Origin of the sequence: Phaeobacter gallaeciensis (assembly GCF_001678945.1) — a bacterium.
GTDB classification, from domain to species: Bacteria; Pseudomonadota; Alphaproteobacteria; order Rhodobacterales; family Rhodobacteraceae; genus Phycobacter; species Phycobacter gallaeciensis_A.
Map to the genome: position 1 here is coordinate 3601124 of NZ_CP015124.1, position 15834 is coordinate 3616957.

Below are 15834 nucleotides of genomic sequence, written 5' to 3' on the forward strand. Positions count from 1 at the left end.
GCGTTACCGCAGGATTGCGTTAAAAATCACCGCTTTGCCCCCTGTGCGTACCTGAACAAGCGCCTGCGCCACCCTGACGAGTTGAATGCCTGGCGCTGCGCCGCTAGGGTCACCAAAAGGCAACAACTCGCGAGTGGATCATGGCGCGGCCCAAAGTTGGCATTATCGGCAATTCCTATCTGATGAACGATCAGTATCCCACCCACGCCGGTGGAACTATGAACTCCGAAGCGGTGGCCGACGTGTCCGGCTGCATGCCGCTGCTGATCCCCTCGGATCCGCGTTTCCTTTCGGTGGAAGAACTGCTTGAGACCTTTGACGGTTTCCTGCTGACTGGTGGGCGTCCGAACGTGCATCCCAACGAATACGGCGAGGAAGAGACCGAAGCCCACGGCGCCTTTGACCGCGCCCGCGATGCCATCGTCCTACCGCTGGTGCGCGCCTGCGTCGAGCGGGGCCAACCCTTCCTCGGCATCTGCCGCGGCTTTCAGGAGGTGAACGTCGCCATGGGTGGTACGCTATACCCCGAGATCCGCGATCTGCCGGGCCGGATGAACCACCGCATGCCCCCCGATGGCACCCTGGAAGAGAAATTCGCCCTGCGCCATTCGGTAAAGCTGACCAGCGGCGGCGTGTTCCACCGCCTGTTCGGCGCCGAAGAGGTGATGACCAACACCCTGCACGGGCAGGGCATCAAACAGCCGGGCACCCGCATCGTGATCGACGGCTACGCCCCTGATGGCACGCCCGAGGCCATCTATGTCGAGGATGCGCCCGGATTTACCCTCGCGGTGCAATGGCACCCGGAATGGGACGCAGCGAACGACCCAGTGTCGCGCCCTCTGTTCCAGGCCTTTGGCGAAGCGGCAAGCGACTGGGCAGGCGGCGCCCGCCCGAAGCCGTTGCAGAAGTCGGCCTGATCGGGAGCTCGTCTCAGTCGAACGTGGGGGAGAGGGTGAACGAAATATCCCCTCCCAATCGCGTTGGTCCGCTTTGAGCCCAAAGAAGAATTGCTTTCCGGGGCATCTCGACTCCGCCATCGATTGAACTTGTCAACTCATGGTAGACCATGACGCAATGAGAACGGCGGCACCCCAAATCAATGCCACTGTCCCGAATACCATTGCCAACACACGATAAGCGACCATCGACACAAAGTGAAACCTTGGCGATTTGTTCGACAGATACCTGTATATAGGGTTGATTTTCAAAGATTTTTTGTCACACTGAAGCCAAACAGTCTTTATTGACGTCAAGCATAATATTGACCCCACGAGAAACAAAATAGATCCAAAAGCTAATGTGAAGAACTGGTCCAAGCCGCTCAAATCCTGTCGGTGAAGATTTGCGCAAAGGGTAAGGAGATCACGTAGTCAGTGCAACCATGTTGGTCGGTTAGGTGCAGATTGCCGACCATCAAGGCTAGCACGCAGAAAAAGCCCGCCGGATCAGCGGCGGGCTCTTCTTGTTCATAGTCTCGCCACGCCGGTTCAAACCAGCAAGTCGAACTCGTGCATCAACGGCAGGCTGCGGGCGCGTTTGCCGGTGAGGTCGAATAGCGCATTCGCCAGCGCCGGGGCTGCCGGGGGCGTGCCCGGTTCACCTGCGCCGCCCATGTGGGTCTGGTTTTGCAGAACCGCCACCTCGACCGCAGGCATGGTATGCATGCGCATGGCTTCGTAGTCGGGGAAGTTCTGCTGCTCCACCGCGCCGCCGTCAAAGGTGATCTCGCCAAAACAGGCCGCTGACAGACCGTAGGCGAGGCCGCTGAACATCTGCGCCTCGACGTTGCTCGGGTCGATGGCGCGGCCGATGTCGGCGGCGATCCAGGCCTTGTTGAGACGGATCTGGCCGTCTTCATCGACCACCTCGATCACCTCTGCCACGGGGGTGCCGAAACTATAGGCCAGCGCCACGCCGCGTCCGACGCCTTCCGGCGTCTCTCCTGTCCAGCCGGACATCTCGCCCACCTTTTCCAGGACTTTGGCCGCTGGTTCCCATTCTGCGCGGGCCAACTCCAGACGGAACTCCAGCGGATCGCGGCCTGCGGCATGGGCCATCTCATCCAGAATGGTGTCCGAAAAGAAGCCGTTGAACGACGCCGCAACCGAGCGCCAGAACCCGACCGGGATCATTGGTTTCACCAGATAGCCTTCGACGCGGAAATTCGGGATCGCCAGCGGTTGGTTGAAGGCGGCATCGACGTGGCCCTTGTCCGGTCCACCCATCGGCAGGCCAAGCATGCGGCCTGCGCCCTCCACCGTGGTGGACTGGGCAGCGATCTTGCCGTGTACCATCACCGCCTTGCCGTCCTTCACCGCCGCGCGATAGCGCGCCACGGCGCCGGGGCGGTAGAAGTCATGGGTCATGTCTTCTTCGCGGCTCCAGGTCAGCTGGACGGGCGTGCCGCGCATCTGCATCGCGATCTCTACCGCGCGGTTGGTGTAATCCACCTCGATCCGACGTCCGAAACCACCACCCAGATAGGTGGTGTGGACCTGCACGGCTTCTTTCGGCAGGCCAGCAAGGTCGGCTGCGGATTTCTGCACCACTGTCGGACCCTGATTGGGGGCCCAGATTTGCAAGGCGTCACCGGTATAAAGCGCGGTGGCATTCATCGGCTCCATGGTAGCATGGGCCAGATAGGGCAGGCGGTATTCGGCCTCGATGATCTGCGCCCCCTCGGGGAGGCCGTTGACATCGCCATCGTCGCGCAGGACGGAGTTTGAGCTGTCCTCGAATGCGCGGTCGATTTCGGCAAAGATCGCATCAGTGGTTTCAGGGTAGGGGGCGGGCTCCCATGTCACGTCGATCGCATCCACGGCCTGTTGCGCCAGCCAGGTGTTACTCGCCACCACGGCAACTGCATCGCCCAGATCCAGAACCTTTTCCACGCCCGGCATGCCTTCGGCGGCGCTGGCATCAAAGGCACTCTTGCCGGTGCCAAAATGCGGACTTTGCCGGATGGCGGCGAACTTCATGCCGTCAAGCCGCACATCGACGCCAAAGCCCGCGGTGCCGGTGACCTTGGGAACCATATCAAGGCGCGGCATGTCCTTGCCGACGTATTTCCACTGCGCCGCCGGGCGCAGCTCGGCATCCTGCGGGTCAACCCCGGCGGCCTCGACCGCCAGTTCGGTATATGGGATGCGGCTGCCGTCCGGGGCGATCACATGGCCGTCCTCGGTATCCAGCAGCGCACGCGAGGTGCCAAGGCGCTGGGCCGCAGCCTCTTTCAGGGTTTCGCGTGCGGTGGCGCCGGCCATCCGCATGCGGTCGAACCCGTCTTTCATGGATGAGGATCCGCCGGTGACCTGCAGGTCGAGGAATTTCGACATATGGCCGACGATCTGCCCCAGCGAGTGCTGGAAGTTGCTGGCGTCATAACCGCGCCCGGGCAGGGCCTCGGCCATCATGGCGCTGTTGTAATAAGCCTTAGCGGCGGGGCCGTGGATGACCTGTACCGCTTCGGGGCGCACATCCAGTTCCTCGGCGATCAGCGCTGCCCAGGAGGTGCGCACCCCCTGACCCATTTCGGCGCGGGGGGCGACCAGGGTCACGCCGGACTGATCCACCATCACAAACGGGTTGAGGGCGGCCTGCCCTTCTTTCGGCGACAGGGGATTGGGCGCGGGCTGATGGTATTTATAGGTGCCAAAGGCCACGCCACCCAGGATGGCGGCAGAGCCGATCAGGAAACTGCGGCGGGCGATTTTCTTGAAGCTGGCCATGGATCACGCCTCCTGCATCAACTTGGCGGCGGTATGGATGGCAGCGCGGATGCGGGGATAGGTGCCGCAGCGGCACAGGTTCCCCTGCATGGCGTCGTCGATATCGCTGTCGCTAGGCGCTGGGTTCTCGGCCAGCAGGCTTGCAGCCTGCATGATCTGCCCGGACTGGCAATAGCCACATTGTGCCACCTGATGATCGACCCAGGCTTGCTGGATTGCAGCCATGGCTTCGGGTGTGCCGACGCCTTCGATGGTGGTGACCTCACCCCAGACATCGCCAAGCGCCACCTGGCAGGAGCGCGTCGCCACCCCGTCGATATGCACGGTGCAGGCACCGCAGGCCGCAATGCCGCAGCCGAACTTGGTGCCCGTAAGGCCGATTTCATCACGCAGGACCCAGAGCAGGGGTACATCCTGCGGCAGATCCACCTCGTGGTCGCTTCCGTTGATCCTGAGCGTGGTTGGCATTGGGCTGACCCCTGTTTGTGGATGTTGTGACAAAATGCGTTAATTGTGTCAGCGTGTCAATTGACAAAATCAGGCAATAGTGTCAGTAGCCTTGGGTATGAACCGTCTTACCGCTGATCCCATGTTGTCCGACCCAAAGGCCCAGACCATACTCGAGTCTGCCTGGCAGGCTTTTTCGGCCTATGGGTTCCGCAAAACCTCGATGGACGACATAGCGCGTGGGGCAGGGATGTCCCGTCCGGCGGTCTATCTTCACTTTCGCAACAAGGAAGCGATCTTCACGGCTCTGGTCGAAGCCTATTACCGGCAGGCGCGCGAAGACATCCGCGCGGCGCTAGAGGGAGAGGGCACTCAGGCCGACCGCGTTGCGTATGCCTTTGCCGCCCATGGCGGGGCAACGATGGAGGCGATGATGTCTTCGGCGCATGGGCTGGAACTGTTCGAGGCAGGTATGAGCGTCGCGCCAGAGGCCATCGAGGCGGGCGAGGTGGCGCTGGCTGGGGCCTATGCCGAATGGCTGCAGAAAAGAGATCTGCCCGAAGCCGTCGGAACGGCCGCAGAGGTGGCGCAGGTGTTTTGCGCCGCGCTCAAAGGGATCAAGCATACGGCGCCCGATTACCCAACTTATCGCATGCGTGTTTCGCAGCTTGCCGCGCTGATGGTACGGGCGCTCGAAGGCCTTTAATAACAGATGAGCAATCGCGGGGTGTGCTGCAGAAGGAGCAGGAGGCTCCCGCGGCTGACGCAGACCCTGCCTCTGGCAGAGCCCGCTTACAGTCTTGGGCCCGGCGCCGCGCCTATGGCGCGGCGCCGGGCCCAACTGGTCGAGGGTTTCGCATGAAATCCGAGACCGGGCGGGAGAGCTCCCTGACCTGCGGTGGGGACCGGGCTTACAGCTCGGTGCGCAGGTGCCAGAGTTCGGGGAACAGCTCCACTTCCAGCATGCGTTTCAGATAGCTGACCCCGCCGGTGCCGCCGGTACCGCGTTTGAAGCCGATCACTCGTTCCACGGTGGTCACATGGTTGAACCGCCAGCGGCGGAAGTAATCCTCGAAATCGACTAGTTTTTCGGCCAGCTCATACAGCTCCCAATGGGTCTCGGGGGCCTGATAGATAGTGGTCCAAGCCTGCATAACCGCGTCGCTGGCTTGGTAGGGCAAGGAGACATCCCGGCTCAGCACCTGGGCAGGCAGCGGCAGGCTGTTCGACAGAAGCCGCAGGGCCACATCGTAAAGCGAGGGCTGCGACAGTTCATTCTCCAAGAGGGCTGTCACATCCGCATCATGGGCGTGGGGGCGCAGCATGGCTTTGTTCCGGTTGCCCAGCATGAACTCAATCAACCGGTACTGATAGGATTGAAAGCCCGAACTCTGCCCCAGTGAATCCCGGAAATGAGTGTAGTCCGAGGGCGTCATCGTGCGCAGCACATCCCAGGCCGAATTCAGCTGCTCAAAGATCCGGGCCACTCGGGCCAGCATCTTGAACGCCTGCCGGGAATCACCGGCCAGCAGGCAATCGCGGGCGGCGTGCAACTCGTGCACCGCAAGGCGCATCCACAATTCGCTGGTCTGATGCTGGATGATGAACAGCATCTCGTCATGGGCGTCGCTCAGCGGCTTTTGCGCTGTCAGGATCGCGTCCAGCGACAGGTAGTCGCCATAGGACATGCGCCCGTCAAAGGACATTTCGGCGCCGTCCTCGGCCGGGTCAAAGGGAGAGTTAAGAGGGCATTTGCTCATTGGATCTTTCCTGTTCCTTGGTCTTTTATACATCAGGGAAAGGAAAGCGTCCTCCGGTTTAACCGGCAGCACTGAGCCAGGCGCCGCCAGAGCGCCACCCAGCCCGCAGGTCTGCACAAAGGAAGGATATGCGTCGCCCCACTCACGATCAGGTCACGGCGGCGCGTTGTTTGTAGGCGTCATTGTCCCACAGATCGTTGGTCATCACGTCTTTCACGATCGCCACGGCGGCGCGCACGTCATCGGCGTCGATATATAGCGGGGTAAAGCCAAAGCGCATGATGTCCGGGGCACGGAAATCACCGATCACGCCGCGTTCGATCAGAGCCTGCATCGCGGCATAGCCTTCGCGGAAGCGGAAGGAGACCTGGCTGCCACGCTGGTCGCCATCGCGCGGCGAGGCAAGCTCCAGCTCGGGACAGGCGGCTTCGACCTCGGCGATGAACAGATCACAGAGCTCGATGGATTTTGCCCGCAGATCCTGCATGTCGACCTGGTCCCAGATGTCCATCGCTGCTTCCAGCGAGGTCAGCTGGATCACCGGTGGCGTGCCGACCCGCATGCGTTCGATGCCGCGGCCTGGCCGGTAATCAAGTTCAAAGGCAAAGGGTGCCTCGTGTCCCAGCCAGCCAGAGAGCGCCGGGCGGGCAACCTCGGCGTGGCGCGGCGCCACATAGATGAAGGCAGGGCCGCCGGGGCCGCTGTTGAGGTATTTGTAGGTGCAGCCGACCGCGAAATCAGCCTTGCAGCCTGCCAGATCCACCGGAAGGGCACCTGCGGAATGCGCCAGATCCCAGACGGTCAGGGCGCCTGCCTCATGGGCCTTGGCGGTGAGGGTCTTCATGTCGTGCTTGCGTCCGGTGCGGTAATCCACCTCGGTCAGCATCAGCACAGCGACATCATCGGTGATGTTCTCGGCCACCACCTCGGGGTCGACGACGCGCAGTTCATACTCGGCGCCAAGCGATTTGAGCAGCCCCTGCACGATGTAGAGGTCAGACGGGAAGTTGCCGTTGTCCGACAGAACCACCTTGCGGCTCGGGTTCATTTCCAGCGCCGAGGCGACGGCCTGATAGACCTTGATCGACAGGGTATCCCCCATGATCACGTGATCTTCTTCGGCGCCGATCAGCCGGGCGATGCGGTTGCCGACAGCGGTGGATTTCTGCATCCATCCGGCCTTGTTCCAGCCGGTGATCAGCATCTTGCCCCATTCCTCGGTCATCATGTTGGCGACGCGGTCCTTGGCGGCGCTGGGCAGGGGGCCGAGTGAGTTGCCATCGAGGTAGATCACCCCTTCGGGCAGGTCGAACATGGCCTTGGTGGCGGCAAAATCGGTCATCGGAACCTCGTCTGGCGGGCTGAAAAGAAGGGCCTGAACTGTTTCAAGCTTGAAGGTTTCGGATTTTGTATCCGATATTCAAAAACCTGTCCAGTGCGTGTGGTATTTCTGTAGGACACGCAAAAACGCCGCCGGAAATCCGGCGGCGCAATCTGGTGCGAGGCTATTGCTGCGATCAGGTCTGGCCGCCGGAGATTTCGATGGTCTGCCCGTTGATGGATTGTGATCCGGGCCCGCAGAGCCACATGGCCGCAGCCGAGACTTCTTCCGGCTCGATCAGACGCTGGTGGCGGTTGGCGTGGGTCATGATCTTCAGCGCTTCATCTTCGCTGACACCGGCTCGGGCCGAGATCGAGGTGATGTTTCGCTCCACGATGGGGGTATCTACGTAGCCCGGGCAGATCGCGTTGAAGGTGAAGGGGGTGCCGAGGTAATCCTCGCTCAGCGCGCGGGTGAGGCCGATCATGCCGTGTTTGCTGGCGGAATAGCAGGCACCGCCCTTGAGCCCGCGCAGACCCGCGATCGAGGAAACGGTGATGACCCGGCCCCAATCGGTTTCGCGCATGGATTTCAGACACTCGCGGATGGTCAGGAAGGCACCGTCCAGATTGGTCGCCATCATGTTGCGCCAGAAATCGAGCGTGGTCTTGTGTAGCGCTTTGCCCTCGGCAACGCCGGCATTTGCGACGCAGATCTGGATCGGGCCCCGCGCATCGACGGCGGCCTGGATCTTGGTCACGATGTCGTCTTCGTCGCGCACATCCATCGCCATGGGGTGCAGCCCCTTGGTGGCGACCTCCTCCAGCACCTCCTGTCGCCGTCCGGTGATGGTGACTTCGGCGCCTTGCGCGGCCAGGGCGCGGGCGATGGCCAGGCCGATCCCGGTGCCGCCGCCCGTGACCAGCGCATGTTTTCCTGCCAGCGATGTCGTGTCTTGTGATGTCATGTCGTTCGGTCCTCCCGTGTTTGTGCCCAGCCTAACGGCCTGCCGGGGCAGGGCAAGAAAGCCGTCCCGTCACAATTCCGTGTCGGCACTCTTGGGCAAAGGTTTTCCACCGGGACCATTTACAATCATATTCATAAGTGTGAATTGTTGCGCAGCTGTTTTGGGAGGACACCATGAAACCGATTTTTACCGCCGCATTGATTGCGACATTTAGCGCGGGCGCCGCATGGGCCAGCGAAGACATTGCCGATCAGTACCCGCAATCCGAGCTATATTCCAAACCGGTCGAGGTGATCCCGCATGTGTTTTCCGCCATCGGAGCCACCGCGCCGCCGACCTACGAGAACTCAGGACACAACAACAATTTGTCATTTATCGTGACCGACGAGGGCGTCGTGGTCATCAACGGCGGCGCTTCGGTGCGTCTGGCGGCGGCGCTGCACGATGAGATCAAGGCGGTGACCGATCAGCCGGTGGTTCTTGTGATCAATGAAAACGGCCAGGGCCATGCGATGCTTGGTAATTCCTACTGGGTCGATCAGGGCGTCGATATTCTGGCGCATGTGGATGCGATCGAAGCCTTCACCGAAGAAGCCGATTTCATCCTGCAGGGCATGGAGGGCTACAACCGCGACAAGGCCGAAGGCACCCGGGTCGTGACGCCAAACCTAAGTTTTGAAGACAATTACGACCTGACTCTTGGCGGGGTAGAGATCAAGGTCATGCACATGGGGCCCGCGCATGACCCGGGGGATACGCAGGTCTGGCTGCCGCAATGGAACATGCTGATTGCCGGTGACATGGCCTTTCACGAACGCATGCTGCCGATCTTTGAAGGGACCTGTACCTCCTGCTGGCTGGAAACCTGGGAGACCAAGATGGAGCCGCTGAACCCGACCTATGTGATCCCGGGGCACGGCCATCCGACCAACCTCGCGCAGGTGCGCCGCTACACCTACGACTACCTCACGGATCTGCGAGCGAAGATCGGCGCCCATATCGACGAGGGTGGTGATCTGGCTGGCGCTTACTATGTGGACCAGGAACGCTGGAAGGGGCTCGATACCTTCGAGGAACTCGCCACCAAGAACGCCGGGCGGGTCTTCGAGGAAATGGAGTGGGAATGACCCCGCACCCGGTCAGCATGCAAAAGTATACGTAGGAAAGCCCGTAGAATTGTGCAGGATCATGCCGCATCCCGGAACAGATTCGCCGTTTCCGGGCCATTTTGGACATTTTGTCCTTTTCTTTGCGCACAACGGCGCCGCGGGCTGGACCTGTCGGCCGGATAAGAGGACTTTGCGCCCGATGAACTTGTACTCTGCCCCGGATATCGCGATGGTGTGCGCCTGATGCGCTGGATTGATATGCCCCCCGTCTGGTTGTTTGCCTGCCTTATCCTGGCGTGGCTACAGGCCAGCTATCTGACCTATGGGCTGACCTTTGGCGGGGCGTGGGCGGATTTCCTTGGTGGAATATTGGTCGGGGGGGGCATCCTTCTGATGCTGCTTGCGGTGGTCGAGATGCGGCGCCAGCACACCACCATCATTCCCCACCAGACACCAAGCCGCTTGGTGCAATCGGGGATCTTCAGCCGCAGCCGCAATCCCATTTATCTGGGCGACATCCTGGTTCTGGCCGGGCTTATCCTTCGGTTTGACGCGGTGCTGTCCTTGCCGCTGGTGCCGATATTCGTCTGGATTCTGGAACGGCGATTCATCGAACCCGAAGAAAACAGAATGCGGCGGACATTCCGTCAGGACTGGGCGCGCTACGAAGGAAAGGTACGCCGCTGGGTCTAAAGTTCATGCGGCGTCGCGGCAAAATGATGCGGCGACGCGGCGAAACGCTTGCGCAAAAATGTTGCGCAGGATAATCAAAATATTTGCGATCCGTACCCGGTGCTTTGCTGGCACGGGCAAGACGAGGGGGACCGACAAGGTGAGAATAGGTACACCAAAGGAAGTAATGAAAGGCGAGGCGCGCGTCGCGATGACGCCGGACTCTGCCAAGCAGCTGCAAAAGCTCGGCTATGACTGCGCCATCGAAACCGGTGCCGGTCAACTGGCTGGTTTCAGCGATGCCGCCTATGAAGAGGCTGGAGTCGAAATCGTGAAAACCGCAGCCGCGCTGTGGAAGACATCGGATATCGTCGCCAAGGTGCGCATTCCGACTGACACCGAATTGAAGCGGATGACAGCGGGTAAGACGCTGATCTCCTTCTTCAACCCCGGTGGCAACGAGGAAGGCCTGGAACTGGCGCGCTCCAAGGGCGCCAATGTCATCGCCATGGAAATGGTGCCGCGCATCAGCCGCGCGCAGAAGATGGACGCGCTGTCCTCGATGGCGAATATCGCCGGCTACCGTGCCGTGATCGAGGCGGGCAACAACTTTGGCCGCTTCTTCACCGGTCAGATCACTGCTGCGGGCAAGGTGCCCCCGGCCAAGGTTCTGGTCGTTGGCGCAGGTGTGGCCGGTCTGGCAGCCATCGGCGCCTCCACCAGCCTGGGCGCTGTGACCTATGCGTTTGACGTGCGCCCGGAAGTGGCAGAGCAGGTCGAATCGATGGGCGCTGAGTTCGTCTACCTCGATTTCGAAGAGGAACAGCAGGACGGCGCGGCGACCGGCGGCTATGCGGCTGTCTCCAGCCCCGAGTTCCGCGAAGCACAGCTCGCAAAGTTCCGCGAACTGGCCCCCGAAGTGGACATCGTGATCACCACCGCGCTGATCCCCAACCGCGAAGCGCCCAAGCTCTGGCTTGAGGACATGGTTGCGGCGATGAAGCCGGGTTCGGTCATCGTCGACCTTGCAGCCGAAAAGGGCGGTAACGTCGAAGGCACCGTGATGGATGAGAAAGTTGTCACCGACAACGGCGTCACCATTATCGGCTACACTGACTTCCCGAGCCGTATGGCCGCGCAGTCCTCGACGCTTTATGCCACCAACATCCGTCACATGATGACCGACCTGACCCCTGAAAAGGACGGTCAGATCGTGCATGACATGGAAGACGACGTGATCCGTGGCGCAACGGTGACTTTCGACAAGGAAATCACCTTCCCGCCGCCGCCGCCAAAGGTTCAGGCCATCGCGGCGCAGAAGAAACCCGAAGCGCCGAAAGAACTGACCGCGGAAGAAAAGCGCGCGCAGGAAATCGCCGCCTTCAAACAGCAGACCAAGCAACAGGTCACCCTCTTGGTGATCGGTGCGGCGCTACTCTTGGGCGTGGGTCTCGTGGCTCCGGCCAGCTTCATGCAGCACTTTATCGTCTTCGTTCTGGCGGTCTTTGTCGGCTTCCAGGTGATCTGGGGCGTGGCGCACAGCCTGCACACACCTCTGATGGCGGTGACCAACGCGATCTCCTCGATCATCATCCTGGGCGCGCTGATGCAGATCGGCTCTGGCTCGTTCCTGGTGATCCTGCTGGCAGCGCTCTCGGTCTTCATGGCCGGTATCAATATTTTCGGCGGCTTCCTTGTGACACGGCGCATGCTCGCCATGTTCCAGAAGTCTTAAGAGCGAGGGAAAACAGATGGAATACGGATTTACCACGGCGGCCTATGTGGTCGCGGCTGTTCTCTTCATCCTCTCGCTGGGTGGTCTGTCGGGACAGGAAAGCGCAAAACGTGCGGTCTGGTACGGGATCGCGGGCATGGCGCTGGCGGTTTTCGCCACGCTGATCGGCCCCGGTTCGGGCCTGTGGCTGCTGTCGCTGGTGCTGATCGCAGGTGGCGGCATCATCGGCTATTTCCTGGCCAACCGGGTGCAGATGACCCAAATGCCGGAACTGGTTGCGGCGATGCACTCGCTGGTCGGTCTGGCGGCGGTTTTCGTGGGCTTTATCGCCCATGTAGAACTGGGGCGCGTTATGGCCATGGACGACAGCGCCAAAGCCTCGCTTGATGGCTTTGCCAAGCTGCTGGCCAAGAAGGACGGCGTCGAGATTGCTATCCTGCGGGTCGAGCTGTTCCTCGGTATCTTCATTGGTGCTGTGACCTTTACCGGCTCTGTCATTGCCTATGGCAAACTGGCGGGCAAGGTTGGCTCGGCAGCGACGAAACTGCCCGGCGGTCACATGCTGAATGCAGGCGCGGCGGCGATCTCTTTGCTGGCTCTGATCTGGTACTTCAACACCGGCGCGCTGTTGCCGCTGTTCCTGATGACCCTGATGGCGCTGTTCATCGGCTACCACCTGATCATGGGCATCGGCGGCGCCGACATGCCGGTGGTTGTTTCGATGCTGAACAGCTACTCGGGCTGGGCTGCGGCTGCGATCGGTTTCTCCCTTGGCAACGACCTGCTGATCGTTGTGGGTGCGCTGGTTGGCTCCTCGGGTGCGATCCTCTCTTACATCATGTGTAAGGCGATGAACCGCTCCTTCATCTCGGTGATCCTGGGCGGCTTTGGCGGCACTTCGGGTCCTGCGATGGAAGTCGAGGGCGAACAGGTTGCGATCGACGCCGACGGTGTTGCGCAGGCTCTGGAAGAGGCCGACAACATCATCATCATCCCGGGCTACGGCATGGCCGTTGCACAGGCACAGCAGTCGGTTTCCGAGCTGACCAAGCGTCTGCGCGCCAAGGGCAAGAACGTGCGCTTTGCGATTCACCCGGTTGCGGGTCGTCTGCCGGGCCACATGAACGTTCTCTTGGCCGAAGCGAAGGTGCCTTATGACATCGTTCTGGAAATGGACGAGATCAACGAGGACTTCCCGGAAACTGATGTGGCCATCGTTATTGGTTCCAATGACATCGTGAACCCTGCTGCGCAGGAAGACCCCAACAGCCCCATCGCCGGTATGCCGGTTCTAGAATGCTGGAAGGCGAAGCAGGTCTTCGTGTCCAAGCGCGGCCAGGGCACCGGCTACTCCGGCATCGAGAACCCGCTGTTCTACAAAGAGAACACCCGGATGTTCTACGGCGATGCGAAAAAATCGCTGGACGATCTGCTGACCAAGATCAGCTGATCAACTCCACAGGCCTGCGGGCTGTAACACTCGGGAAAGGCGTCTCTTGTGGGGCGCCTTTTCTGCATTCTGCGGCTAGCCTGTGCTGCATGCGGCCGCGTTGTATACTGTTGTATCCTGATAAGGTATTGAATTACATGCATTCTTTACAGGTCTTGTGGTTTTGGCTATGGTCGCCCTGTACCAGTGGAGACCGTGATGCCCCCGATCCAGGATCACCCGTTGCGCTATCAGCTTGCCAATGAGCTGCACGCGCGTCCTTTTCCGACCATGAAAAGCCCAAGCACCGTGATCTATCTGGCGGTGAAACAGCCCGAGGAAGCCGTGCACCGGGACCGCGGCTTGGATCTTGCGCATCTGATCGATCTGCTGGACCGCCACGGCGCGCCGCACCCGAAACCGGGCGCCACCCATCATGCGGCCCAGCTGGGGCGCCACACCCTGAAGTGGGAACAGCACACCGAATTCGTCAGCTACACGCTCTACAGTGACGGTGTCAGCGAACGGCCCTTTGACCCGGTTGATTTCGAGGTGCTGCCTGGCGATTGGCTGGAACAGGCGCCGGGGCAGCGGATCACCTCACTGATGCTCCGTGTCCTGCCACGTCCTGACACGGCGGAGATCAAATCAAAGCTGCAGGACTGGCTGGTGCCCGAAAGCATGGCGGTGTCGCAGGTGCTGGATGACAATGCGGTGGTGGCCGGGGATTTCCGGATCGATCCGGCGGGGCACATGCGGTTTGCTGCCTTCGTGAACCGCGAAACCGGCAGCCGCAGGATTGGCCGCATCGTGCAGCGCCTGTGCGAGATCGAGACCTATCGCGCCATGTCGATGCTGGGCTTTTCCCGTGCCCGGGGACTGTCGCCCACCATCGGCGGGCTTGACACCCATCTGAGTGAAATTATGGCGGAAATGACCGGCAGCAGCGTTCCGGCAGAACAGACCCTGTCGCACCTTCTGACGGTCTCGGCCGAGCTGGAGGCGATGGCCGCCCGGGCGGCCTTCCGCTTTGGCGCCACCGGCGCTTATGAGGCGCTGGTGAACCAGCGGATCAGGCTGTTGCGGGAGGAACGTCTGGAAGGCTTCCAGACCTTCGCGGAATTCATGCTGCGCCGCTATGAGCCGGCCATGCGTACGGTGAAGTCCACCGAAAAGCGGCTGGTGACGCTGGCTGATCGGGCACGCAGGGCGGGGGAGCTTTTGCGCACCCGGGTGGATGTGGAGCGCAGCGCGCAGAATCAGGCCTTGCTGGAAAGCATGGACCGCCGCGCCGATATGGCGCTGCGGCTTCAGCATACGGTCGAGGGGCTGTCTGTGGTGGCAATCAGCTACTATGCGGTGTCGCTGGCGTCCTATGCGCTTTATCCCCTTGCCGGGCCGCTGGGGCTCAGCAAGGGGATGATGACCGCGCTGATCACTCTGCCGGTTGTGGGGCTGGTGTGGCTCGCCGTCCGGCGGATCCGGAAGGGTCTGCACTGAGCAGCGCTTGGGTGAGGCTGCCGCCCAGCAGGATCGACAAGATCGCCAGCAGGGCAGCCACGCCAAGGGTGGGAACCCCGGCCAGACCGGCGCCAACGGTGCAGCCACCGGCCAGCACGCCGCCGATGCCCATTAGTACGGCACCTGCCAGATAGCGTCCTGTCTGGGCGGGGCTTTCAAAGCTCTGCCACTTGAACTGTCCGGTCAGCAGGGCCGCAACAAGTGCGCCGACCAGAACGCCACCCACCAGACCGGTGCCAAAGCTGCCGGAGACGGCGCTGGAGGCGACGACGTAGAACAGGGTGTCAGCAGACGGCGCGGTGAAGGACAGGCTTTCCATCGCGATGGGATCGAATTCGTCAAACAGCACAAAGCCAGTGCCGACCCAGGCCAGCGGGACCAGCAGGCCAATCACAGCCGCGCCAACCAGCACAGGGATACGGTTGCCAGAGCGCAGGGCAATGGCAAGTGCGGCGAGCGCAATCAGCAGGCCCCAGACGAGCGCGCCGCCGGGCAGGGCCGCCAGCGTGGCGTAATCGCCAAGCGGAACAGTGACGGCGCCAAGGCTGGTGCGCAGTGGCGCCAGAACACCCTTCAGCGTGGCATGGGCGGTGATCGCAAAGACCGAGATGACCAGCAGGGCGCGCAGGTTGCCACTGCCGCTGAGAACCATTAGCCGGGACACGCAGCCCCGGGTCAGGATCATGCCGGCACCGAACATCAGACCTCCGGCGATGACGGCCAGCACCGGCAGATCTGCGGCGAGTAGGCGGTGATCGTCAAAGCTGATCCAGCCCTGCAGGACAGCGGCCTGGGTGCCGAGCACAGCAATGGCCAGCGCCATGGCCCAGACGCCAGCGGCTTCGCGGCGGTCACTGCCGTCGATGGTGCGACGCAGGCAGAACCGGGTCAATTGCGCCAGCGCGCCAAAGACAAGGCCCAGCCCCAACGCGAACAGGACAGAAGCCTGGCGTGCGGTGGTCTCTTCAAAACCGAACGTTTCGAACATGATACTCTCCATACCGGAAATCGGAACTTTTTCCCGAAATGGCGCGAAATATCCAAGCGAGCAAGGCCATTATCGCAGTTGTCGACGGGTATCTGCAGGACAAAGTTCCCGGTAGCGGAGGGCTGGCAGAAAATGAATCCAGATGGGGCGGGGT

Annotated in this window: 13 protein-coding genes; 7 read left to right on the top strand and 6 right to left on the bottom strand. The window is 61.4% G+C overall.

Annotation, left to right across the window (positions count from 1 at the left end):
• Window positions 1-140: 140 nt before the first annotated feature.
• Entirely contained in the window at window positions 141-920 is a 780-nt protein-coding gene (locus tag JL2886_RS17010) for a gamma-glutamyl-gamma-aminobutyrate hydrolase family protein (protein WP_065273080.1), read from the top strand.
• A 570-nt stretch (window positions 921-1490) separates the two neighbouring features.
• Here JL2886_RS17010 and JL2886_RS17015 read toward each other — a convergent pair.
• Complete coding sequence (locus JL2886_RS17015) at window positions 1491-3731, bottom strand: xanthine dehydrogenase family protein molybdopterin-binding subunit (RefSeq protein ID WP_065273081.1); 2241 nt, start codon at window positions 3729-3731, stop codon at window positions 1491-1493.
• A gap of 3 nt (window positions 3732-3734) precedes the next feature.
• Window positions 3735-4199 carry a (2Fe-2S)-binding protein gene (locus JL2886_RS17020; protein ID WP_065273082.1) on the bottom strand — a complete coding sequence of 155 codons (465 nt, stop codon included), beginning with the start codon at window positions 4197-4199 and terminating at the stop codon, window positions 3735-3737.
• A 97-nt stretch (window positions 4200-4296) separates the two neighbouring features.
• On the opposite strand from JL2886_RS17020, the gene JL2886_RS17025 reads away from it, so the two are divergent.
• On the top strand, window positions 4297-4884 hold the full coding sequence (locus tag JL2886_RS17025; RefSeq protein ID WP_237028395.1) for a TetR/AcrR family transcriptional regulator: 588 nt from the start codon (window positions 4297-4299) through the stop codon (window positions 4882-4884).
• Between the two features lie 205 nt (window positions 4885-5089).
• Here JL2886_RS17025 and kynA read toward each other — a convergent pair whose 3' ends face one another.
• The 3 genes from kynA to JL2886_RS17040 all read right to left on the bottom strand — a co-directional run bounded on the left by kynA (window position 5090) and on the right by JL2886_RS17040 (window position 8226).
• On the bottom strand, window positions 5090-5938 hold the full coding sequence (gene kynA / locus JL2886_RS17030; protein ID WP_065273083.1) for a tryptophan 2,3-dioxygenase: 849 nt from the start codon (window positions 5936-5938) through the stop codon (window positions 5090-5092).
• Between the two features lie 148 nt (window positions 5939-6086).
• Window positions 6087-7280, bottom strand: coding sequence for a kynureninase (kynU, locus tag JL2886_RS17035; RefSeq protein ID WP_065273084.1), 1194 nt, complete (start codon window positions 7278-7280; stop codon window positions 6087-6089).
• A gap of 175 nt (window positions 7281-7455) precedes the next feature.
• Window positions 7456-8226 carry an SDR family NAD(P)-dependent oxidoreductase gene (locus JL2886_RS17040; RefSeq protein ID WP_065273085.1) on the bottom strand — a complete coding sequence of 257 codons (771 nt, stop codon included), beginning with the start codon at window positions 8224-8226 and terminating at the stop codon, window positions 7456-7458.
• Between the two features lie 173 nt (window positions 8227-8399).
• Here JL2886_RS17040 and JL2886_RS17045 point away from each other — a divergent pair, with 173 nt between their 5' ends.
• From JL2886_RS17045 to JL2886_RS17065, 5 genes are all read left to right on the top strand, one after another.
• Window positions 8400-9353 (top strand): MBL fold metallo-hydrolase, encoded by a 954-nt coding sequence (locus tag JL2886_RS17045; RefSeq protein ID WP_065273086.1) that lies wholly within the window; start codon window positions 8400-8402, stop codon window positions 9351-9353.
• Between the two features lie 225 nt (window positions 9354-9578).
• Window positions 9579-10028, top strand: a complete 450-nt coding sequence (locus JL2886_RS17050; protein ID WP_065273087.1) for a methyltransferase family protein — start codon at window positions 9579-9581, stop codon at window positions 10026-10028.
• A 139-nt stretch (window positions 10029-10167) separates the two neighbouring features.
• On the top strand, window positions 10168-11742 hold the full coding sequence (locus JL2886_RS17055; RefSeq protein WP_065273088.1) for a Re/Si-specific NAD(P)(+) transhydrogenase subunit alpha: 1575 nt from the start codon (window positions 10168-10170) through the stop codon (window positions 11740-11742).
• A 16-nt stretch (window positions 11743-11758) separates the two neighbouring features.
• A complete protein-coding gene (locus JL2886_RS17060; RefSeq protein ID WP_065273089.1) occupies window positions 11759-13192 on the top strand; it encodes an NAD(P)(+) transhydrogenase (Re/Si-specific) subunit beta in 1434 nt (477 codons plus the stop codon).
• A 198-nt stretch (window positions 13193-13390) separates the two neighbouring features.
• Window positions 13391-14671 (top strand): DUF3422 family protein, encoded by a 1281-nt coding sequence (locus JL2886_RS17065; protein ID WP_065273090.1) that lies wholly within the window; start codon window positions 13391-13393, stop codon window positions 14669-14671.
• Here the strand turns inward: JL2886_RS17065 and JL2886_RS17070 are convergent.
• Window positions 14607-15680, bottom strand: a complete 1074-nt coding sequence (locus JL2886_RS17070) for a YeeE/YedE family protein (RefSeq protein ID WP_065273792.1) — start codon at window positions 15678-15680, stop codon at window positions 14607-14609. The two genes, JL2886_RS17065 and JL2886_RS17070, sit on opposite strands and share 65 nt — an antisense overlap.
• Window positions 15681-15834: the final 154 nt, after the last annotated feature.

What these genes read in the sequence shown, in the direction of transcription:
- JL2886_RS17010 (WP_065273080.1), top strand. Translation starts at nt 141, where the DNA reads ATGGCGCGGCCCAAAGTTGGCATTATCGGCAATTCCTATCTGATGAAC.
- JL2886_RS17015 (WP_065273081.1), bottom strand. Translation starts at nt 3,731, where the DNA reads ATGGCCAGCTTCAAGAAAATCGCCCGCCGCAGTTTCCTGATCGGCTCT.
- JL2886_RS17020 (WP_065273082.1), bottom strand. Translation starts at nt 4,199, where the DNA reads ATGCCAACCACGCTCAGGATCAACGGAAGCGACCACGAGGTGGATCTG.
- JL2886_RS17025 (WP_237028395.1), top strand. Translation starts at nt 4,297, where the DNA reads ATGAACCGTCTTACCGCTGATCCCATGTTGTCCGACCCAAAGGCCCAG.
- kynA (WP_065273083.1), bottom strand. Translation starts at nt 5,938, where the DNA reads ATGAGCAAATGCCCTCTTAACTCTCCCTTTGACCCGGCCGAGGACGGC.
- kynU (WP_065273084.1), bottom strand. Translation starts at nt 7,280, where the DNA reads ATGACCGATTTTGCCGCCACCAAGGCCATGTTCGACCTGCCCGAAGGG.
- JL2886_RS17040 (WP_065273085.1), bottom strand. Translation starts at nt 8,226, where the DNA reads ATGACATCACAAGACACGACATCGCTGGCAGGAAAACATGCGCTGGTC.
- JL2886_RS17045 (WP_065273086.1), top strand. Translation starts at nt 8,400, where the DNA reads ATGAAACCGATTTTTACCGCCGCATTGATTGCGACATTTAGCGCGGGC.
- JL2886_RS17050 (WP_065273087.1), top strand. Translation starts at nt 9,579, where the DNA reads ATGCGCTGGATTGATATGCCCCCCGTCTGGTTGTTTGCCTGCCTTATC.
- JL2886_RS17060 (WP_065273089.1), top strand. Translation starts at nt 11,759, where the DNA reads ATGGAATACGGATTTACCACGGCGGCCTATGTGGTCGCGGCTGTTCTC.
- JL2886_RS17065 (WP_065273090.1), top strand. Translation starts at nt 13,391, where the DNA reads ATGCCCCCGATCCAGGATCACCCGTTGCGCTATCAGCTTGCCAATGAG.
- JL2886_RS17070 (WP_065273792.1), bottom strand. Translation starts at nt 15,680, where the DNA reads ATGTTCGAAACGTTCGGTTTTGAAGAGACCACCGCACGCCAGGCTTCT.